Origin of the sequence: Kitasatospora cystarginea (genome assembly GCF_039533515.1) — a bacterium.
Taxonomy (GTDB): domain Bacteria; phylum Actinomycetota; class Actinomycetes; order Streptomycetales; family Streptomycetaceae; genus Kitasatospora; species Kitasatospora cystarginea.
Window position 1 is genome coordinate 26,375 of record NZ_BAAATR010000030.1, and the last position, 19,709, is coordinate 46,083.

16 protein-coding genes and 1 pseudogene are annotated in these 19,709 nt (G+C 68.5%); 14 read left to right on the top strand and 3 right to left on the bottom strand.

Annotated features, from left to right (window positions below):
* Positions 1-138: 138 nt before the first annotated feature.
* The 6 genes from ABD369_RS27645 (at position 139) to ABD369_RS27670 (ending at position 8,156) form a co-directional block, all read left to right on the top strand.
* On the top strand, positions 139-567 hold the full coding sequence (locus ABD369_RS27645; RefSeq protein WP_344639272.1) for a DUF4258 domain-containing protein: 429 nt from the start codon (positions 139-141) through the stop codon (positions 565-567).
* 12 nt (positions 568-579) lie between these two features.
* The gene (locus ABD369_RS27650; protein ID WP_344639273.1) at positions 580-2,097 is read left to right on the top strand and encodes an AfsR/SARP family transcriptional regulator; all 1,518 of its coding nucleotides are present in this window, start codon (positions 580-582) and stop codon (positions 2,095-2,097) included.
* Between the two features lie 558 nt (positions 2,098-2,655).
* The gene (locus ABD369_RS27655; protein WP_344639274.1) at positions 2,656-3,960 is read left to right on the top strand and encodes a CRISPR-associated endonuclease Cas3''; all 1,305 of its coding nucleotides are present in this window, start codon (positions 2,656-2,658) and stop codon (positions 3,958-3,960) included.
* Between the two features lie 138 nt (positions 3,961-4,098).
* Positions 4,099-4,611 carry a hypothetical protein gene (locus ABD369_RS27660; protein ID WP_344639275.1) on the top strand — a complete coding sequence of 171 codons (513 nt, stop codon included), beginning with the start codon at positions 4,099-4,101 and terminating at the stop codon, positions 4,609-4,611.
* Positions 4,612-5,274: 663 nt separating this feature from the next.
* Complete coding sequence (locus ABD369_RS27665; protein ID WP_344639276.1) at positions 5,275-6,408, top strand: hypothetical protein; 1,134 nt, start codon at positions 5,275-5,277, stop codon at positions 6,406-6,408.
* 497 nt (positions 6,409-6,905) lie between these two features.
* Entirely contained in the window at positions 6,906-8,156 is a 1,251-nt protein-coding gene (locus ABD369_RS27670) for a tyrosine-type recombinase/integrase (protein ID WP_344639277.1), read from the top strand.
* A 432-nt stretch (positions 8,157-8,588) separates the two neighbouring features.
* Here the strand turns inward: ABD369_RS27670 and ABD369_RS27675 are convergent.
* Positions 8,589-8,749, bottom strand: a pseudogene (locus tag ABD369_RS27675) (MmcQ/YjbR family DNA-binding protein); the annotation flags it as partial.
* Between the two features lie 456 nt (positions 8,750-9,205).
* On the opposite strand from ABD369_RS27675, the gene ABD369_RS27680 reads away from it, so the two are divergent.
* The 5 genes from ABD369_RS27680 to ABD369_RS27700 all read left to right on the top strand — a co-directional run bounded on the left by ABD369_RS27680 (position 9,206) and on the right by ABD369_RS27700 (position 14,283).
* The gene (locus ABD369_RS27680; protein ID WP_344639278.1) at positions 9,206-9,934 is read left to right on the top strand and encodes a WXG100-like domain-containing protein; all 729 of its coding nucleotides are present in this window, start codon (positions 9,206-9,208) and stop codon (positions 9,932-9,934) included.
* Complete coding sequence (locus tag ABD369_RS27685; protein ID WP_344639279.1) at positions 9,931-10,929, top strand: YwqJ-related putative deaminase; 999 nt, start codon at positions 9,931-9,933, stop codon at positions 10,927-10,929. Before ABD369_RS27680 ends, ABD369_RS27685 begins: the two co-directional genes overlap by 4 nt.
* Before the next feature lie 22 nt (positions 10,930-10,951).
* On the top strand, positions 10,952-11,917 hold the full coding sequence (locus tag ABD369_RS27690) for an SUKH-3 domain-containing protein (protein WP_344639280.1): 966 nt from the start codon (positions 10,952-10,954) through the stop codon (positions 11,915-11,917).
* On the top strand, positions 11,914-12,861 hold the full coding sequence (locus tag ABD369_RS27695) for an SUKH-3 domain-containing protein (protein WP_344639281.1): 948 nt from the start codon (positions 11,914-11,916) through the stop codon (positions 12,859-12,861). Before ABD369_RS27690 ends, ABD369_RS27695 begins: the two co-directional genes overlap by 4 nt.
* Positions 12,862-13,185: 324 nt before the next feature.
* Positions 13,186-14,283 carry an integrase core domain-containing protein gene (locus ABD369_RS27700; RefSeq protein ID WP_344639282.1) on the top strand — a complete coding sequence of 366 codons (1,098 nt, stop codon included), beginning with the start codon at positions 13,186-13,188 and terminating at the stop codon, positions 14,281-14,283.
* On the opposite strand, the gene ABD369_RS27705 is transcribed toward ABD369_RS27700, so the two are convergent.
* On the bottom strand, positions 14,265-14,873 hold the full coding sequence (locus tag ABD369_RS27705; RefSeq protein ID WP_344639283.1) for a hypothetical protein: 609 nt from the start codon (positions 14,871-14,873) through the stop codon (positions 14,265-14,267). The genes ABD369_RS27700 and ABD369_RS27705 overlap by 19 nt on opposite strands.
* 114 nt (positions 14,874-14,987) lie before the next feature.
* Here ABD369_RS27705 and ABD369_RS27710 point away from each other — a divergent pair.
* Together ABD369_RS27710 and ABD369_RS27720 are read left to right on the top strand one after the other, a co-directional pair.
* Positions 14,988-15,796 (top strand): IS5 family transposase gene (locus tag ABD369_RS27710; protein WP_344639284.1). Its coding sequence is split into 2 segments (ribosomal slippage): positions 14,988-15,321 and positions 15,321-15,796, totalling 810 coding nucleotides; the frame shifts between segments, so codons are not numbered across the junction.
* Between the two features lie 546 nt (positions 15,797-16,342).
* Positions 16,343-16,648 (top strand): hypothetical protein, encoded by a 306-nt coding sequence (locus ABD369_RS27720; RefSeq protein ID WP_344639285.1) that lies wholly within the window; start codon positions 16,343-16,345, stop codon positions 16,646-16,648.
* A 115-nt stretch (positions 16,649-16,763) separates the two neighbouring features.
* On the opposite strand, the gene ABD369_RS27725 is transcribed toward ABD369_RS27720, so the two are convergent.
* Entirely contained in the window at positions 16,764-17,897 is a 1,134-nt protein-coding gene (locus ABD369_RS27725; RefSeq protein ID WP_344639286.1) for a Fic family protein, read from the bottom strand.
* A 59-nt stretch (positions 17,898-17,956) separates the two neighbouring features.
* Between ABD369_RS27725 and ABD369_RS27730 the strand changes: the two genes are divergently transcribed.
* Positions 17,957-19,225, top strand: a complete 1,269-nt coding sequence (locus ABD369_RS27730; RefSeq protein ID WP_344639287.1) for a tyrosine-type recombinase/integrase — start codon at positions 17,957-17,959, stop codon at positions 19,223-19,225.
* The last annotated feature ends 484 nt before the right edge of the window (positions 19,226-19,709 follow it).

A 19,709-nucleotide genomic window follows, 5' to 3' on the forward strand; every position in this document is an offset into this window, starting at 1 on the left:
CCATCGCCGATGAGCGCCCGGTTAGCGTCGGCCGCGGACCCCGTTAACCGCCCGCTGATCGCCCGTGGACCGGCACCGGTCACCTTGATCACGGCGGCCGATGGGCCGTGCATGCACCGAACGGACAGTGGAGTCATCGTGAACAGTTCGAAGCGTCTTCGCCTCATGGCCGTCAGCGCCGTCACCGCCGCTGTTGCGGCGGTCGCCGGGCCGGCACTGGCCGTACCGGCGTTCGCGGCTCAGCCCACCGGGCAGGTCGCGCTCGTGAACCCGCCCACCCGGGGCGGGCACGAGCCCACCTTCGCCGACTGCGGCTCCGACCACGCTCCCGGCTCGTTCGACCGGATCAGCCAGCACGCCGAGCAGCGGATGAACGAGCGCGGCGTGAGCGAGGACGAGCTCCGGAACGCCGTCCGCATCAATGCCAAGGACGCCTGGTGCCAGTCAAACGGCAACTGGCACTACTCGCTCGGCATGGCCGGTGGTCAACTGGAGGTCATCATCGGCGCCAACAGGGGACAGTGGGTCGTCGTCACCGTCTTCTGGAAGGGTGAGCCGAACATCTAGCGACGGGGAGCGATGAAGCCCGGATTCCGGCTGCTGGGGGCCACGGGCGTACGGCTGGGGGACCAGCCGGTACGCCCGGGCCCGCCGCAGCAACAGGCACTGCTCGCCGTGCTGCTGCTGCGCGGCGGACGGACCGTCACCGCGCGCGAACTGGTCGCCGGCGTCTGGGGGCAGGACGCCCCGGCCCGTGCGCTGCGCTCCGTACGCACCTACGCCTGGGCGCTGCGCGCACTGCTGGAGCCGGACCGTGCGCCGCGGGAGCCGAGCACCCTCCTGCGCTCGGACGGGGACGGCTACGCACTCCGGGTGCCGGACGATGCGCTGGACGTCACGGTCTTCGAACGGCTGCTGGGCGTCGCCCGCGAAGCCCGCGCCCACGGCGACCTCGCCTCGGCCCACCGCTCCCTGGGCGAGGCCCTCGCCCTGTGGGGCGGAGAGCCGTTCACCGGCGTGCCCGGCCCCCACGCCGAGCGCGAGCGGACCAGGCTCGTCCGCCTGCGGTTGGAGGCCCAGGAGCAGTACTTCGATTGCGCCCTCGACCTGGGCATGCACGGCCGGGTCCTGCCGGAGCTGTCCGCGCTCGCCCGGGAGCACCCGCTCGACGAGCACCTCCAGGGTCTGCTGATGCGCGCCCTCGACAGCTGCGGGCGGCAGGCCGAGGCCCTGAAGGTGTACGGCGACACCCGCCGGCTGCTCGCCGCGGAACTCGGCGTCCCGCCCGGGCGCGAACTCACCCGCATCCGCGACGGGTTGGCCACCGGCGGGCGAGCGGCCCGTTCCGGCCCGCCCGCCACGCCCCGGTCACCGGCCGCGGGCGGAGGGCCCACCGGCCGGGAGGGGGCGACGGTCGAGCTGGAACGGACGCTCACCGACCCCCGGCGCCACCGGGTGCCGGTCGCCGTGATCACCGGAGCCGGCGGAACCGGCAAGACGACGCTGGCGACGCGGGTGGCGCACCGGGTCGCCGCCGACTTCCCCGACGGACGGCTGTCCGTCGACCTTCGCGGGTCGCACCCCACACGGCTCCCCGAGGGCGACGTCCTCGCCCGACTCCTCCGCTCCCTCGGGGTCCCGCCCGAGGACGTCCCCGCCGAGACGGAGCAACGGGCCGCCCTGTACCGGTCCATGCTCGGCGGACGGCGCATCCTGATCATCCTGGACGACGCCGCGGACGCGGCGCAGGTCGCCCCCTTGCTGCCCGGCTCGCCCGGCTGCGCCGCCGTGGTCACGGCCCGCAGCCGGGCCTTCGTCCTGCCCGGCGCCACCCAGCTGGCACTCCCGGCACGGCCCGGGCCGGCGACCGATCGCCGCCGGCAGCTGCCGCCCCGCCTCGCCCTCGCCCTGGACTCGCTCGCCGGCAGCGGAGCGCCGACCCTCCCGATCGAGCTGGTCGGCAGGCTGCTGGGCACCGACCGGGAGGAGGCGGAACACATCGCCGAGTCCCTGGTGGACGCCGGGCTACTGGACAGCCCCGGCTACCGCATGTACCGCATCGCTTGCCCCGATGCGCCGTCGCCGGAGGGCAGTTGACCCGGTGGCGGCCACCCGGCGAGCGGCCGAGCACGCCGCCGCGGACGGCGGCGCTCAGGCCGCGGGGGTGTCGAACAGGTACGCGCGGGAGGCCGGGACCTCGGCGCGCAGGGCGGGCAGGTCCCGGCACCCGCTACCGGTGATGCGCTCGCCCGCGACGTTGATGTCGAACAGGTTTCGCCCCAGACCGCCAACGCCACGCGTGGCGTTGGCGGTCTCCGCGACTCCCTCGTAACAGTTGCGATCCTCAGCCGCCCCACAGGAAGACCGCCATCACCCATGAGGAGGCCGACGCCTCCATCGAGATGATGTTGCGATTCTCGGTCTCCCTGAAAGGCAGCCGCCACACCAGCGCCAGTGAGCACGCGTGTCATTTGGGTTTCGTTACGATCCTCGGCCGCCCGGGAGGGCGACCGCCACGCCGCCTGACCAGCGATAACTGGTGCTCCACCGCACGGCCATGAGGTACTCCAAGGACCCGAATGCACTTGATCCGGGCATTTCGCTTCGGTGCGAAGCGCGTGTCGCGTGTGCACTTCGGGTTCCGAGCCGTGTCCGTTGCCTGTCGGCCGACGACCGTATGGTCCGGCCATGGGGAATCTGATCGGCATGGAGGACTCAAGCAGCAGTGTGACGCCGCTGTGGGCGCACAGCCGGAACCTATCAGGCCGGCGACACACTCTGGAGGAGCACCTGCGCGGATCCGCCGTGCTGGCACGGCAGTTCGCAACTGCCTTCGACGCTGGCGAGCTGGCCGAGTACCTGGCATTGGTGCACGACGTCGGCAAGGGGTCCTGTTCCTGGCAGCACGGTCTGCACGCCGCCGAGGCCCGCGGCCGGAAGGTCGGCATTCCGCACAAGGAGGCCGGCGCGTGGCTGGCCGCGTCGCAGGCCGGGCGTCCGATCGCCGCCGTCGTACAGAGTCATCACGGCGGCCTTCCCGGCTATCAGGACCTGCAGACGCTCATCGACTCGGTGAAGGCGCGAACTCACAAGGACCGGTGGTGGGGAAGCGATCCCGGGCCCGGATCCTGGAGGGCTACGATCTCGATGGCCCGCGGGCCTTCTACGCCCACGACTTCTCCTGAGGACTGGTCACGTGACTCCGATAGCGGCTCCCTCCGACGGCTTCGGACCGGACGAAGCCGCGACCGCCCTACGCAAGAAGTGAACCAGCTTGCGGACTTCATCAACCAGCGAGCATTCGACCGGGTCCAGGTCATGGGCGAGAACCTGCGCTCAAGCCCTGGTGACCTGCTTCGCTCTGCCGCCTACGCACACGGCGCTGTTGACACGGCGATCGCCGCCGGGCGGGTGGACCTGGCCGCCGAGCATGTCCGATTCCTGGTGGAGCAGGCACAGGAGTGGGCCGACCACCCCGAGTACCCTGCCGACACGCCGGCTGCCCTGATCCGGGAGGCAGGCGGGACCCTCCTCTGCCCGGAGCCCGCGACACCTCTCCTGCCGGCCACCGCCGCTCCTCGTGCCGCCGCCCGAAGGCCAGCGGCGCGCGGAGGATCACCGCGGAAGATCACGCTCGTTCAGGCCGAGCGCTTGTTCCGCGAGATGGGGCTGGCCGTCGGCTGCGACGACCAGGCCGGCTTCACCTTCCGTGCCGTCGGCGGCCGGATGGGCAACCTGTCCGTCAAGGCCGCCCACAGGATCGATGTGGAGTACCAGGTCGAAGGCGGCTACACCCTCATGAGGGGTGACGTGGAGGGTAACTCCGACGTGGTGGAGCAGTTCCGATGGGCGGTGGAGAAAGCCCCTGGCTACGGCTATACCATCACCTGGGAGCCGGGCAGCTCTCGAATGGAACTGACCCGCTCTGCCGATGCTCCCGGCGGTGGGGACGGCCGATGAGCACCAGGAGCACAGGGTCGTCGTGGCGTGGGGTGAATTGTGGCCCCGGTTCGGATTCACCGTGACCTGGGATCCGGGCACGTCACGTCCGGTCCTTCCCCGGGCCGCGGCACGGATTGTGGACGACGGAGAACAGGCATGACCAGGCCACCGGAACTTACGACAGTCGAAGCCGATCTTCTCGGCTACCTTCGGGCCCACGCCGAGCTGTACGAGCACTCCGCCCCTGGCGCCGTGAGCTGGGCATACCGGTCCGCGTACCATCTCCTTCTCCAGCACGGCCGCTTCTTCGAACCGGCCGACCTGCCCACCGGCATCGCCCCCATGACCGAGAAGCTCTGCTACGGCAACGCGTCCACGACAGCTCGGCGACACCCGGGTCTGGTCTACGTCGAGGGCTTCGCCGCCGCCGGCCTCGGGGGCGCCAGCGTGGTGCCGCTCGCACATGCCTGGTGTGCGGCCGCCGACGGCACGGTCGTCGACCCGACGTGGCAGGACGGGTGGGGCCAGGCGTACTTCGGTGTCCCTGTGGTCGACCCGGGCCGGTGGCCCGACCCGGCGGCCGGCGGCAGTGTGCTGGACTCCTTCGACCTTCTGCGTGCCGGGATGCCCTTCCAAGCCTTCGGTGACATCGGCCGGCGCTGTCCGTGACCGGGTGCAGGGCCGCGGCGCCGAACGGCGGTTCGGGGATGCGGCCGGCGGCGTAGGTGTTGAAGGTGGCAGGGTACCAGGCGGGTCGCGGGGGCGGAGGCATGGTGCCGGTGGGCGGTCCGGGTTCCGTCGACGGACGACCGGGCGGTGACCAGGACACATCACGCAGACGCTCCCACGACACGGGGCCGGACAAGCCGGCACACCCCGCCAACGCGTTCGAGCTGCTGGACAGTTGAGTCATCCCAAGACCGAGCGGCGAAGCCGACGCCCCGCGGCTTCCCCGCCCAGCGCCCGTACGGCGAAACAACCTTGAACGCGAACACCGCAGGGTGAAATGTGCGCGGGCCGCCTCCCGGCTCCTGGGGGAGTTGCCCGGCGGGGCTCTCGGATCCTGACAGCAGAAACAGCCTCTGCCCGACCGACGCACCGGCACAGACCCGACCCCGCCTGCCCCAACGGTCCGGAGCACCTCCGTACCGGATCTCCCCGTGCCAAAGCGGTGACCATTGCAGCGAGTTCATGCGCCGCGGCGATCAGCGCCCGCCACAACCGAGCGGCTTCAACCGCCCCTCTCTCGCGTCTGCCGGCGCCCTGCCGTGCGGCAAGAATGGGGCGCGATGGTGCGATGTGGCACCGCGTCAGTCCCGGAGGTACGAATCCGTGACCCGTTACAGCGTCGACCCCGACCGGCGCGAGCTGATCGTCACCTGGGGAACCGGTGACAGTGACCTCGCCACCCGCATCGCCGGCCTCCCCGTCGGCACGGACACTGGCGCGCTGAGGCGCCTTGCCCGCGCGCTCAGGCAGCTGTCCGAGGCCGCGTGGCGCACCTACACCCACTCGGCCAGCGCCGCCGCCTCCCAGGAGTCCGGCTCCGAGGGCTGGCGCCGGGAGGAGGAACGCAAGGCCTTCGACGAGGTCCCCGGCGCCATCGCCCGGCCCAACCTTCCCCAGGACGGCATGCTCGACGTCTCCTACAGCCCCCTGGTCGAATCCGCCCACCGCGCCGGCCGCGCCCTGCACGCCCTGGACGACCGGACGCTCACGGACGCCGTCCTCGCCGAAACCGCCATCGAGCTCGCCGCCGTGGAGAGCGCCGAGCTCGGCGACCTCACCGGCCGCGCCCGCCAGGCCGTCCTCCTCAGCCGCGAAGGCGCCTCCCCCGTCCAGGTCGCCGCCGCCGACCGCCTCCTCGAACAGGACCCCTTCGGCCCCGCCGCGCTGTTCTCCGAGATCGACCCCACCGCCGCAGCCGTCGCCACCGCCCACTGGCTCGCGGCCGCAGCCGAGGTCACCGCCGAAGCCACCGGCCACTCCCCCACCAGCGTGCTCCTCGAAGCCGACAACATCGAAGCCCTCCCCCACGAGACCCCCACCCACGTCCTCGGCCTCCTCGAAGCCGGCATCTCCCCCTACGACGCGGTCACCGGCCTCGTACGCCACGCCCTCCACGTCGCCGACGGCCTCCTCCCCGACCCCGCCGGCCTGCGCGAGCACCTCGAAGATCTCGACGACCTCGCCGAACACATCGGCCCGGACACCGACCCCGAGGACACCGGCCTGCGCCTGACCCCGCTCGACCCCCGGCGCCCCGCCCCCGACCTCCTCGAAGACCTCCTCGCCGGCATCCACGGCTGCTGGCTCCTCCACGAGGAGTACAGCGAAGACGAGGACGAATTCGACGACGAGGCCTTGGGCGACGGGCAGGTTGGACAGCCCCGCGACCGCAGCCACGGCCACTTCGCCCAACTCGTCCGCGACGCCGCATCCGCCCACCGCGACCGGCTCATCTGACCGCCTGCCGCACCCACCCATCCGCGGACCGGTCGTAGTCCTGTCATCCCCCGGGCCGGTCGGGCCCCGCGGGGCGCCCCAGTATCGGCGGCACCGCCTCGGCCTCACCTCACCCCATTCAGTGACACTGAGTAGCCACAGCAAGGGATGAGAAACGTCCGACGGCCGTACCGAACACCCGCCGGTGCCCTTTATCACGAATATCACGAATATGAACTTCTAAACTCAATACCCCCCCTTTCAGCCGCACCCGACCGCCAGGCTGGGCCGTTGAGACAGTTACGCAAAGTGACGATCTTTGATCGTTTGCATCGTCCGTGCAGGCGTCACAGGCTCCCGCCCGTGAGCGGCACACCCGGGTCCTCACCGCGAGCCCCAGGTCAGAACCCCAATTCGGTGTTGGTGATCGCATGGTGGTCGCAGACGACCCGATGGGCGGTCACCCCGCTAGCCTCCGCGAGCCGATCGAGCACCAATCGCCTCAGGAGGAACAGGAAGTGCGCAAGTCAGGACGGCCAGGCCGGGTGTACCGCCGCTGCGGGTGCCGGGACGCCGACCGGCGCCAGCTCGGCGCCGGGTGCCCGCGTTTGGCCGAGGAGGGGCACGGCACGTGGACCTTCGCCGTCGACATTCCCTCCCTCAGCGGCCGCAGGCGCACCGTGCGGCGCGGCGGTTTCGAGGACGACTTCGCCGCCGAGAGCGCGCTGCGACGCTTCCTCGAAGGCCGGCAGCTGGGGTTCGACGCAGACCCGCACGAGACGGTCGCCGCCTACCTCGCCAAGTGGCTCAAGGGCATGGAGTTCCTCCTCAAACCCACCACCTACGCCCGCTACCGCACCTACGTGCTCTGCGAGTTGATACCCGTCTTCGGCAAGCTGCGCCTGGAGGAGCTCGCCCACGACCATATCTCCGCCTACGCCCACGAGCAGCTCGAAGCCGGCCGCGGACGCCAGGCCGTCTACCACTGCCTCGCCACGCTCTCCAGCGCCCTGGGCACGGCCGTGCGCACCCACCGCCTTCCCTTCAACGCCGCCCAGCCCCTGCCCATGCGCAGGCCCCGCCCCGACGAACGCGTCCCGTGGACCGCGGAGCAGGCCGTCGCCTTCCTCTCCCACTGCCGAAACGTCGACCCCGCCTTCGCCGACCTGTTCGAGGTCATCATCGGCACCGGCCTGCGCAAGGGCGAGGCGCTCGGCCTCCAGCGCCCGTGCGTGCGGCTGGACGACCGCGTCATGTACATCCGCCACACCCTGTCCGCGGTCGACAACCACGAACTCGTCCTGACCGCGCCGAAGACCAGGAAGAGCCGCAACTGGGTGCCCCTGTCCGAGCGCGTCGCCGCCGCCCTCCAGCGCGCCATGGACCGGAGCACCGCCACCGTCAACGGCCACGTCTTCCAGGGCCCCGACGGCAAGCCCCTCCACCCGGCCGCCGTCCGCCGGCGCTTCCACGAGCTGCGCGAACAGGCCGCACTGCCCCACGTCACCATCCACGACCTGCGCCACCTCGCCGCCACCCTCGCCCTGGAGGGCAACGTCTCCATGGCCGTCATCTCCAAGACGCTGCGGCACTCCACGCTGTCGACCACCGCGAACATCTACAGCCACCTGACCTGGGACGTCGCCCGGGCCGCCGTGAACACCATCGAGGCAAGGCTCCACCTCGTCGAAGCCCGCACCCAGTCCGGCCCCGACGCCCCTGCCCACGAAGTCGGCTTGCCGAACCCGCTGTTCAGCCACGCGGCCTGACGGCCCCACCGCTGCAGGCGGCTCGGCGCTCCTGGCCGCTCCGGCCACCAGGGCCGACAAGCAACCGGGATTCCCGGCTCATAGCTGACACCCGATAAACGTGCGGCCTGTCGAAGCAGATGACGCCGCAGGTTCTGTCGGCATGCCTATTTCCCGCGAATCCTGGCCCATTTCAGCGCCGAAGAGGCGACCAGTCCGCGATCGACGGCACGCGGATTCCCAGATGAATGAACAAATGCCCCGTCACGACCAGGTCGGAGGGGCCAGGCCTGCGGAAACGCGCTCAGCGAGGCGATGTGAACGAGCGTTCACGACCACATTGCGACCACCAAAGGAAAAGGCCGTTCCTATCATTTCGATAGGAACGGCCTCCGACCTGCGGAAATGCTGGTCGGGACGACAGGATTTGAACCTGCGACCCCTTGACCCCCAGCGGTCATGCTCGGGACACCGAACGGCGAATGATGTCTGATCGTCAGGGACCGTAATGAACATCTTCCGGCGACCCGGAACGTCGGCATGCTCCACGCCTCCTTCTCCACGATCTGTGGGAGGGACAACGCGATACGACGGACATCATCGGCAGCTACCACGGTCACCACCCTAGACGCGCAGCCGCCGCCGCACGATCCGGGCACTTGGCCTTCCCTCGAACGCCATTGGGCGCCCCGCGACACCGGACACGGATCCGCGCACCCGATGCACTGGTTCGGTGAAGCGCCGACTGACGGCCCCGCTCGGATGGCCGCACCGAGTCCGGGGCCAAGCTGCCCCGCTCCACCGACTACCCGAACCAGCACCGATTCACACACCTGGAGGTCTGCCGACGAGATCGACTCGCCAGAACTCTTCACGAGTACCGACATGCCGCCCGATCAGGCCGGATGATCACCGGTACCCGCAGAGTCAACCGTCACCCGTCGGCGTCTGCCGTCTGAACGGGATTCCGCCAGCTCCCCTCAACAGGAGCAACTCCCCGCGGGCCCCTTTCGTTTCCCAACCAAACGACTGTTACTGTCATTTTGTCGTGGAATTCATAGGGGGGCGCCATGGCGATCGAGCTGCCCGACGAGGTGGTGTCGTTCCTCCAGTTCATCGGTGTGAACTGGCCGAACGTCAACGAGGACCACGTTCGTGAGCTGGCTTCGCACATCCGGGACTTCGCCGACAACGTGGACGGCACGCACCAGGCGTCGACGGCGACGGTGCGGCAGATGTCCGAGGCCTACGAAGGGCAGTCCTACGAGGCGTTGCTCGCGGCTTGGACGCACATGTCCGGCAATCACATGACCGAACTGATCGACGCCTGCCACGTGGTCGCCACGGCGCTCGATGTGGCGGCGGACGTAATCGTCGGCATGAAGACCGCAGCGATTGCCGAACTGGTTGTCCTGGCAGCCACCTTCGTTGCGGACCAGGCGGCCGCCGTGGTCACCTTCGGCGCGGCCGAGGCCGCCGAGATCTTGGTCATCAAGGCGGCCGAGGCCGCCGTGGACTATCTCGAACAGCAGCTGGTGCAGCACATCATCGGCGAGGTGATCGAGAAGGCGATCGACCCGCTGGTGGACGTGGTCGGCAAGGCGGTGAGCGGACTGGTCTACCAGGCGGCCGCCGACGCGCTCGGCGTCCCCGTCGGAGGCGTCGGCGCTGGCGCCCACTTTCGGGTCGACCCAGCGGTGTTGACGCGGCATGCGGAGACGATGGCCCAGCACGCGCAAGCGGTCGCCGGCCACGCCGACGAGCTGCGCACCAAGTTGGCGGGGGTGACCTTCGTATGACGAACCCGATCGTCCAGGCACTCGAAGGCGGCGCGAAGAAGCTCGGCAAGGCGCTCACCGAGGACGCCGGCAAGGCGGTGCGCGGCCTTTACCACGACACTGCCAACGGCGCGAAGAAGGTGGTGGAGAACACCGCCAAGACCGATGCGGAGCATGCGTCGGCGCTCACCAAGATCCTGAGCGACGGCAAGCACGAGCCGGTTCACAAGCCGCACACGCCCGGCGAGCCCCCGGGGGGCAGCGGGCACCCCGGCCGAAATCCCGGCGGGCCCCCCGGCGGCGGCTTCGGCGGCGGGCACCCCGGCGGCGGCGCGGGCGGCGGCAGCCACCCGCAGGGCCGTCCGATGGACCCGCAGCCCAGCTGGCACGGCAAGAGCGCTGGAGAGATGAAGCACCACCGGCTCCCCGCTGTCGACGTCACCCACCTCGACAGCGCGGACCGGATCTCGGTACTGAAGAACGAGTCCCAGAAGCTGGCCGACGCCGCGCAGAAGACCGAGGCTGACACGAAGAAGGCGGCCGAGGACCAGAAGAACAAGGTCAAGCCCAAACCGCCGGTGCCGGGAGAGGACAAACTGGTGAGCGGCTGCGCCGGCAGCTTCGAACACAACGGCATCATCACCGCCGCCACCAGCACCACGAAGCGGGCGGGACAGACCCTGCCCAAGACACATCCAACCGTGAAGCAAGCGCTGGACGACATCCTGAAGGACTCCCAGGACGGCAAGATCGGCCCGACCGGTATCGGACACGGCAAGTGCGCGGAAGTGTCTCTGATCAGCGACCGGCTGCACGCGCTGGACCCGGACGGGACCAAGATCAAGACAGTCGAGGACGCCAAGGCCGCGCTGTCGGGTGGCAATATGCATTCCAGGCAAATCAACGACATGAAGGACAAGGCCGGCAACCTCGTCCTGGGGCACGGGGCCTACAAGGAGCCGTGCGGAACCTGTACCCACCTGCTACCACTCCTCGGCATCAACGCCCAGGACTGACCCACAGATCGGAACGACTTCGATGGCTCCACTGCCCACCCGCCGCGAGACAGAGGACTGGCTCGCCGCGAACGGCTGGTTCCCCGGCCGTGACGTCGGCGCGCTGGCGGACGAGCTAGTGGCCGTCCGTGTCCAGGATGCCGATGAGCAGGGCGCGCCGCTGGTGCCCTCGAAGGCCGCTGTGGACTTCATTCACTCGTACGGCGATCTGACCCTCACGTATCCCAACAATCCGCAGGTCACCCTGATCCTGAAACCGACCATCGGCTACCGCGGTGACGCAGAGGAGATCAACGAGCTGGGCAAGGAGCTCGGCGAACCGCTCTTCCCGGTCGGCTTCGAAACGGGCGAGAACGGGATCATCTTGGTCACCCCGCGGGGCAGGTTCTTCTACCTGCACCACACGGGCGGGTACTACCTCGGGGAGAACGCCCTGGAGGCACTGGGGAACCGTCTGGGCGGCGGGCTGCTGCAGGACGCGGAGGACTTCTTCGTCGCGCCGAACGCCTCGTCCGAACAGACCTCGCCGTCCCAGCAGAGCCCCTCGTCCGCCCCGAGTCCTTCGTCTGACCGTGCTGTCGAGACCGAACGCGGTCCCGTCTTCGGGCCGTTTCCGGCTGTGGCCTCCTCGCTGCTGGTCTCCAACCAGGTCCTCAGCCTGACCAGCCTGCAGGGCGACGGGCAGCCGAACCTCCACCCGAGTGTCCAGGCATTCCTCGATTCCCTGCCGCCTTCCCAGCGTGAGCCGTTCACCGGCTACTGCGCCGAATCACTGCTGGTCTCCGACCAGTTGTGGCAGCTGGACGCCGAACGGTCGGACGGCTCGGTCTGCTCACTCGAGCAGGCCCGGCCGCATTTCGCGGGCAGTGCGATCATCTCGCGCGCGGTGCGCGAGCCCGGCGACCCCGAGCACGGTCAGCAGATCCTGCCGTGCCGTTCCTGCACCGCCCTGCTCGAAGCAGTGGGCGTGCAGATCCTGCTGCCATGAGCGGTCACGACATCCCGAACGGGCTGCGCACCGCCCTTGCGAACGCCGGGTGGACCGAGGATCGCGATGCCACGCCGACGGCTCGCCGCTGGCTCCTGGAGACCATGGCGACCACCAAACCCACCGCAGCGTTCACCTGGCAGCTCTTCCCGCAGGCGCAGCACCTTCTCTCCCGATACGCTGGCTTGACGCTGCGCCCGATCGGCCCGGGGGCCGAGGTCGCGGCCCGCGGCTGCGTGATCGACCCACGAGAAGCGCGGCACGCCGGTGCAGCCTTCGCGTCCCTCGCCCAGCTGGTCGACTCGGCGGTCTTCCCTATCGGTTCGACCGAGGGATCCCCACTGGCGGTGGACGCCCACGGCCGGCTCTTCCTCCTCAACCACGCCGGCTGGTGGTTCCTGGGCGCCGACCCGCTTGAGGGGCTGGCGCGGCTGGTCGAGGGCTTCGCCCCGGCCCGCGTCAGCTCGCAGGGGCGCTGGCTCGCGCTCGCGCCGCTGCCCCAGGAGGTCTACCGGCGCAGCCGGAGCGCATCTTCGCACGACGAGCCCGATCCCTTGGGCGCCCTGCTGCGAACTGCCATGGTGACGGCGTACGAACTGCGGCGATGCCAGCTGATCACGCCTCGGATGCTGCGCCTGGTCGCGCTCGGTGGCGAAAGGCCCCCTCGGCTCGACCGCGAGTATCCGCTGGGTGCACAAAGCCTCGACCAGCATGCGGCCGAGATCACTGCCGACGCCCGGCTGCCGCAGACTGACGGACACCAGCAGTTCCAGGCCCGCCTGTCCGGCCCGGGCGGCTGGGACTGCCTGGTCACGCAGGGCACAGGCGGCGATCAAGAGGTGGTGCTGCGCCGCCTCGCCCCGCAGGACGCGGCCGCTGACGCCTCGGCAGCCGTCGCGGCATTCGCGGCGGCGATCGACTCTTACGCCGTGCCGTGCGGGTGAGTTGATGGTCTGCGGGTGAGCATGCTGTGCCGCTCGAAAGTCATCGTCGCTGGTGGCAACCGTAACGGTCCGTCGGCTTGGAGCCAAGCCGCTCCGCTCCGCCCACTCCCCTCGACCGATCAACGAACCAGCACAGATCAGACGCCTGGAGATCCGCCGACAAGACCAACTCGGCGGAACCCTCCACGAGTACCTGCGTTGCCCTTGCCGAGAACCTCATCCGCCCTGGTGAGAGTAACTTTTTGGGGGTACACAGGTGCCAACCTCGTCGGTCAGGTCGGCGCTCTAGCGGAGCTGACGAGCTCCGCGGCATGATGATCGACCGTGCTGCTACAACTGGCGTACCTGGGTGTGACGAACGCGTTCGCGATGCTGCGGCTGCTGCCGATGAGCGACCGCGCCAAGGACATGGAGATCCTCGCCCTGCGCCATCAGATCACCGTGCTGGAGCGGCAGCTGAACGGACAGCGGGTGCGGTTCGAAGCGAGCGACCGGGCCTTACTGGCAGCACTCCTCCAGGGTCTGCCGCCGCAGGTGCTGCGTCGGATGCGGTTGCTGATGCGGCCCGACACCGTGCTGCGCTGGCACCGCGACCTTCTCGCCCGCCGTCACGCCGCCCGGTCCTGGCCGAAGCGTGGGGGCCGACCGCGCACCGTGCGCTCCATCCGCGCCCTGGTCCTGCGCCTGGCCGCAGAGAATCCGGGGTGGGGCTACCGGCGCCTGCACGGTGAACTGCTCGTCCTCGGCGTGAAGGTGGCCGCGTCCACGTTCTGGGAGATCCTGAAGGAGGCCGGCATCCCACCGTCACCCGAGCGCGCCTCCAGCACCTGGGCCGACTTCCTGCGCTCCCAAGCGAACGTGCTTCTCGCGTGTGACTTTTTCGAGACGGTCACCCTGTCCGGGGCCCGCATGTACGTGCTCGCTGTCATCGAGCACGCCAACCGGCGGATCCGGATCCTCGGCGCGACCGCACACCCGACCGCCTCCTGGGTGACGCAGACTGCGAAGAACCTTGTCATGGACCTCGAGGACGCCGGCTGCCGGGCCCGCTACATAATCCGGGACCGAGACGGGAAGTTCCCCGAACTGTTCGACGCTGTCCTCAAGGACGCGGGTATCCAAGTCGTGCTCAGCGGAGTCCGCATTCCGAGGATGAACTCCATCATGGAAAGGTGGGTACAGACCTGCCGGCGAGAACTACTGGACCGCACGCTGATCTGGGACCAGCGCCACCTCCTGCACGCCCTTCGCGAGTTCGAGACGTTCTACAACGACCACAGGCCACACCAGGGCATTGCAAACGCTCGGCCTCTCTGTCCCCTTCCCGCCCCGATAAGCAACCACGAGCAGATCGCCAACCTCAACATACGCCGAACCGACCGACTCGGCGACCTCCTCCACGACTACCGACATGCAGCCTGACCAGGGCGGATGAGGTTTTCGGCAAGGGCAAGGTCCAGCACCTTGTAGTCGACCATCTCCTCGACCTGGTTCAGCTCCGCAAGCTTCTCCTCGATGAGCTCCTTGGTGCTCTGGTCGAGCGGAGCGGTACGCATCAGTGCGAGAACCAGCGTGATCTTCGGCGTGCCGACCTCGAAGGCCTTCTCGATCTCGGGGACGAACTGCTGGAAACGGCTGTTGAACTTGGAGTACTGAAGGTCGAGCATCCTGTTCAGCCCGCGGAACATCCTGTCGACCTCGGTCTCTCCGAAGGCGCCCTTCAGGTTGTCGCTCCACTTGGCCTGCACCAGGCAGATCCTTGGCTGCGCGGACCTCACCTCGACGGCGATCGCGTCGAGGCCGCGGTCGTCATCGCCGTCGAGGATCCTAATCGCCGCGGCGCGGTCACTGCAGGGGTGCTCGATCTGCACGGCGAGTGCGGCCAGCCCGCGGCTGAGGAACGCCTGGACGTAGTCCTTCTCCGCGACCTTCGCCTTGTCCTTCATGTCGATGAAGTCGGTGAACCGGTCCTCGATCGCCTTGCGGACGTACCTGACGTGCAGCTTGCTCATGTTCCACCCCTGTCAGTGCACCAGATCGTCAACACCTTAGAACTCGTAACGCGATCTTGCTGGTCGTTACTGGTGGGGCGTGACCGATGTGACGATTCGTCTGTTCGTGATGGTGTGAGCAACAAGCCGTGGATTGTGGACGACGAGCTGTGGGCCCGGATCGAGCCGCTGCTGCCGGCCTGGCCGGAGCGGTCGCCGGGACCGCGTCCGGTGGACGACCGGTGCTGTCTGCAGGGCATCCTGTTCGTCCTGTACACCGGGATCACCTGGCAGCAGCTGCCCATGGAGCTGGGCTTCGGCTCCGGGCAGACCTGCTGGCGGCGCCTGGGACGGTGGCAGGAGGCCGGGGTGTTCGAGGCCCTGCACCGCATACTCCTGGCCGAGTTGAACGCGGCCGGGCAGATCGACTGGACGCGCGCCTGTGTGGATGCCTCACACGTGCGCGCGAAAAAGGGGGCGAGGCGACCGGCCCGTCGCCGGTCGACCGCCGCAAGACCGGCAGCAAACACCACCTGATCAGCGATGGCGGCGGCATCCCATTCCACGTGATCACCACCGCGGCCAACGTCAACGACGTCACCCAGACCCTCGCCCTGGTCGACGGTGTCCCACCGGTCGCCGGCCGGGTCGGCCATCCCCGCAAGCGCCCCGACGCCCTGCTCGGCGACAAGGGCTACGACAGCAACCCCAACCGCCGTGAGCTGCGCAGACGAGGCATCCTGCCGGTCATCTCCCGCAAGGGGGAGCGCGACATCATCGGGCTCGGCAAGCTCCGCTACGTCGTCGAGCAGACCTTCGCCCAACTCCACCAGTTCAAGCGTCTCGCCGTCCGCTGGGAACGGCGTCTCGACCTCCACAACGCCTTCGTCTCACTCGCCTGCGGACTCATCTGCTGGCGACGACTCAACACCCAGTCACAGTGATCGTGTTACGAGTTCTTATCGAGGCAATGGCCTTGATAATGACTGAACGTCACTCGTTGTAGTTGACCGTCCGTGAAGGCTCGCTGCCTGTGGTGGGCAGCATGGTCGCTCCGGTGAGCCAGCCGACTTCGTCGAGGTACGCCGGCCCGGCGACAGGTGCCGGAGCGAACCCTGGGGACCTGCGCCGGTGGGGGCTGCCGTTCCAGCATCCGGACAAGCGGGCCGTCGAGCATGATCCCGAGGCGGTGCGTGGCTGACTGGAGGAGATCTGGCCGACGATCCGCGCGAAGGCGGAGGCGAAGGCCAAGGGCGCCGAGGTGCTCGTGACACATATTGATCACAAACTCAATTGGGTCGACCACTCCACGATCATCGGGGCTTTCGCCGGCCAGGTCGGCATCCGATCCGACCAGGTCACCGGCCGCACGTCCCTTTAGTCGCAGCGGACAACCTACCGGCAGTCAAATCGGCGTTTCCGGAAGATCAAACTGATGAATCGTCAGCTAATGCCTGGAATATGCACAGTTGGAACGCCATAATATCTGCATGACCAATGACGGCGTGCTTACCTGCAGCGACTACAACAACTGCCCCCACGGCGACGATGTGGACTGCGAGACCTCGTTCGAGGTGACGCAGCCCGGCGACCGCCGACGCTGGTACGTTCAAGAACACAACTTGCTCGTCGATGACGGTGGCGGTTTCGAGATGGACGTCGAGTTCCTCCGCCGGGACCCGTCGTGGTTGGCAGATCGACGGATCGTGTACCGGATGCCCAGGAAAATCCTGGAGGAGATCGCCGTGGGCATCGGACAGAAAGCAGAGCGGGATCGCCGTCGCCAGCAATCGTGATCAACAGGCCACCAGAACGGCGAGCTGACGACCGAGCCGAGCACGACGAACCTCCATCAGGCCCCCGTGTCGCCCACTGACCATGGAACGCCACGCTGGAATCGGCTGCCGCCGGTCACGCGTACGGGTCCCTCAGTGGACGGGGCTCCCGCACGCCGCGAGTGATCGCCTCAGGCAGGTCGGGGCCAGCAATGTAGTAGCGCCCCTGGGCCTCGCCCCTGGCTGCAAGCCAGCCGGTGCGGACGAGCTCGCGGATGTCGCGTTGGGCCTGCTGCTCGCTGAGTTCGGCGTCGGCCTGGTAGGTGGCGCGGCGCAGGCGGTTGCCCATGGCCGCTGGGTAAAGGGCGTAGAGCATGCGGTCGGGCCAGCCGCGCTGCTCGACGGCTTCATCGAGGGCGGTCCAGACCTCGCGGGTGTTGGTCACCTGGCGCTCGACGCTCTGGGCCTGCTGGTGGTGGGCGCGCAGGCAGAACCGCACCCAGGGCAGAGTGTCGCGGTCCGGAGTCCAGACCGGGCCGCCGACCTCGGCGAGGACGTCGTAGTAGCGGTAGGTGTTGCGGGCCCGGCCGAGCCATTCCTCGATACTCGAGAACTCCGGCGCCATGATCCCTTCGCGGGCCAGGACCAGGGTGTGCAGGGCACGCGACATCCGCCCGTTGCCGTCCGACCACGGGTGGATCGACACCAGGTTCAGGTGCGCCATCGATGCGCGCACCAGACCCGGTGCGTCGAGGTTTCCCTCGTTCAGCCACTCCACCAGCTCGCCGGTCAGGCCCGCCAGCTGTTGGGCATCAGGGGCAGTGTAGGCAGCGATGGTCGGATCCTCGGCGGACGTGACGTAGACCGGCCCGGTACGCCACCAGCCGGGCCGCTTGAGCAGGTGGTGGCCCTGCATCATGAAGTGCAGCGAGTTGAGCAGGCCCTTGCTGTAGGCGAAGTCATCGCCCGCTTCGGCGAGGCGCTGGATGTATGTCATCGCCTGCCGATAGCCCTCGATCTCGGCCGTGACGGTGTCGTTCGCATCGATCGGCGCCTCGCCCACCATGATGTCCTCGACGTCCGACACGCTCGCGGCATAGCCCTCGATCGTGTTCGATCCGGCGATCGCCCGCGCCGTGAGATTACGCCGCAGCTGCCCCTCCCAGCGACGTGAGGTACGCAGATGGATACGCAACCGGTCCCGAATCTCGTCGATCTCCGCGAGGACGGACTGGTCGATGTCCTGCAGCGATGGCACACCATAGAGCATGAAGTAATGACACCATGACGGCATCAAGCAGTCAAGGAAATTTGGCGCAACCATGGTGCATGAATACCTCAATAAACCCTTGGGAATCGGCCACCCTGGATCCGTTCAGCGAGATCACCACTACCAGCCTTCCGGCTCCGGCGAGCGCCCGGCGCTCGCAACACCACACTTCACCGCTTACCGGCCACCGCCTGCCGTCCACCCAGGTCGCCCCGGCCCAGACGCACGCCTGGGCCAGCTTCCTCTCAGGCGCCGTCCACAATGGGCTCGACCCGACGCTGGTCACCCAGTGGCTGACCGTCCTGGCCGATGCCACCGGCAGCCCCGTGCTCCCGTCCCTGGCCTCCATGCCGCTGGCTGACTACGTCAACCTCCGCCTCTCGGCCATCCTGGCCGGCCTGGAAACCACCACGCACGCCCCATACCTCGCCGACTGGCACCTGCGGATCGAGCCCGAGCTCGGGCGGCTCCCCCTCCGCCTGATCACCACAGCTCTCATCACTGCGGCGGTTTTCAGCTGGATCGCCGATGGCTGCAGCCGCTCCACGATCAAGAACACCCTCGCTATGCTCTCTCGTATCTTCGAGCAGGCCATCGTGGACGGCATCCTCGAACGCAACCCCGCCCACATCACCGGCTGGCAGCGCGAGTACCAGCAGGTCGAAGACGAACTGCGGGACCCCCGCTCCCTCGCCCTGCGCGACTGGGGCGCCCTCACCGAACTCGCCGATGCCCTGGTCGCAGCCTCATACAAGCGCTATCGCGGATGGGGTGATGTCGTCGTCCACAGCGCCTGCACCGCCACACGGATCGGCGAGGTCTCCGGAGTCCGGGCCCGCGACGTCGATACCGACAAGTGGCTCCTAACCTGCCGCCGACAGACCACCCCCGCTCCCGGCGGCCTGGTCGACAAGCACACCAAGGGTAGGGTCGCCCGCCTCATCCCGATCATCGAACCGTTGCGCCCACTCATCATCAGGCGGCTCCAAGCGACGCGAGGCGACCCGGACGCCCGCCTCTACACCGGCCCGCGCGGCGGTCGCATCAGCACCGCAGTCCTGCGTGACGCCACCCACTGGGACGACGTCACCCGGGACCTCGGCTACGAACACCTGCGCCGCCACGACCTGCGCCACACCGGCCTGACCTGGATGGCCGACGCCAGCGTCCTTCCGCACATCCTCAAGGAAATCGCAGGCCACCGGCTCATCACCACCACCCAGCGCTACTTCCACCCCGACGTGCTCCGGATCCTGGAGGCCGGCCAAGCCCTCACTCATCACCTCGAGAAGCTCCAACGCGACGGCCAGATCACCCGCCGCTGGTAACACGCCGTAACTGCCATCGCCTCGAAATGGCCGCTCCCAAGCCGCTCCGATGCTGCCCGAGTCACACCACGGCAAGCAGTAGGCGCCAGAAAGGCCTTAGAAATGCCCCGATATGAACCAGTTTGACCCACTTGACCCGCGGTCGGCGCACTTGACCGAAGGTCAAGTGCGCCACCACGCCTCGCTCCAGCAAAACGGCAGGAGATCTCGCACTTCACCTTGAGATCGAAGAACAATCCACACACCAGCCACTGGAGCAACGGGTGGCGACGCATCTGCGGCCAAACCTGGGGACCATTTTGGGACCACCCGGGACCAAAAACAGGCCCCGGAAACCAGTAAGAGCGGGCCCTTGGTTTCCCAAGTGCCCGCTCTCACAACCGACTTCACTGTCGGGACGACAGGATTTGAACCTGCGACCCCTTGACCCCCAGCGGTCGAAAGGGTGTCCGGCCGGCGTTCACCAGTCCGAATCCCGCAGGTC

What these genes read in the sequence shown, in the direction of transcription:
- ABD369_RS27650 (WP_344639273.1), top strand. Translation starts at nt 580, where the DNA reads ATGAAGCCCGGATTCCGGCTGCTGGGGGCCACGGGCGTACGGCTGGGG.
- ABD369_RS27660 (WP_344639275.1), top strand. Translation starts at nt 4,099, where the DNA reads ATGACCAGGCCACCGGAACTTACGACAGTCGAAGCCGATCTTCTCGGC.
- ABD369_RS27680 (WP_344639278.1), top strand. Translation starts at nt 9,206, where the DNA reads ATGGCGATCGAGCTGCCCGACGAGGTGGTGTCGTTCCTCCAGTTCATC.
- ABD369_RS27685 (WP_344639279.1), top strand. Translation starts at nt 9,931, where the DNA reads ATGACGAACCCGATCGTCCAGGCACTCGAAGGCGGCGCGAAGAAGCTC.
- ABD369_RS27690 (WP_344639280.1), top strand. Translation starts at nt 10,952, where the DNA reads ATGGCTCCACTGCCCACCCGCCGCGAGACAGAGGACTGGCTCGCCGCG.
- ABD369_RS27695 (WP_344639281.1), top strand. Translation starts at nt 11,914, where the DNA reads ATGAGCGGTCACGACATCCCGAACGGGCTGCGCACCGCCCTTGCGAAC.
- ABD369_RS27705 (WP_344639283.1), bottom strand. Translation starts at nt 14,873, where the DNA reads ATGAGCAAGCTGCACGTCAGGTACGTCCGCAAGGCGATCGAGGACCGG.
- ABD369_RS27720 (WP_344639285.1), top strand. Translation starts at nt 16,343, where the DNA reads ATGACCAATGACGGCGTGCTTACCTGCAGCGACTACAACAACTGCCCC.
- ABD369_RS27725 (WP_344639286.1), bottom strand. Translation starts at nt 17,897, where the DNA reads ATGCTCTATGGTGTGCCATCGCTGCAGGACATCGACCAGTCCGTCCTC.
- ABD369_RS27730 (WP_344639287.1), top strand. Translation starts at nt 17,957, where the DNA reads ATGAATACCTCAATAAACCCTTGGGAATCGGCCACCCTGGATCCGTTC.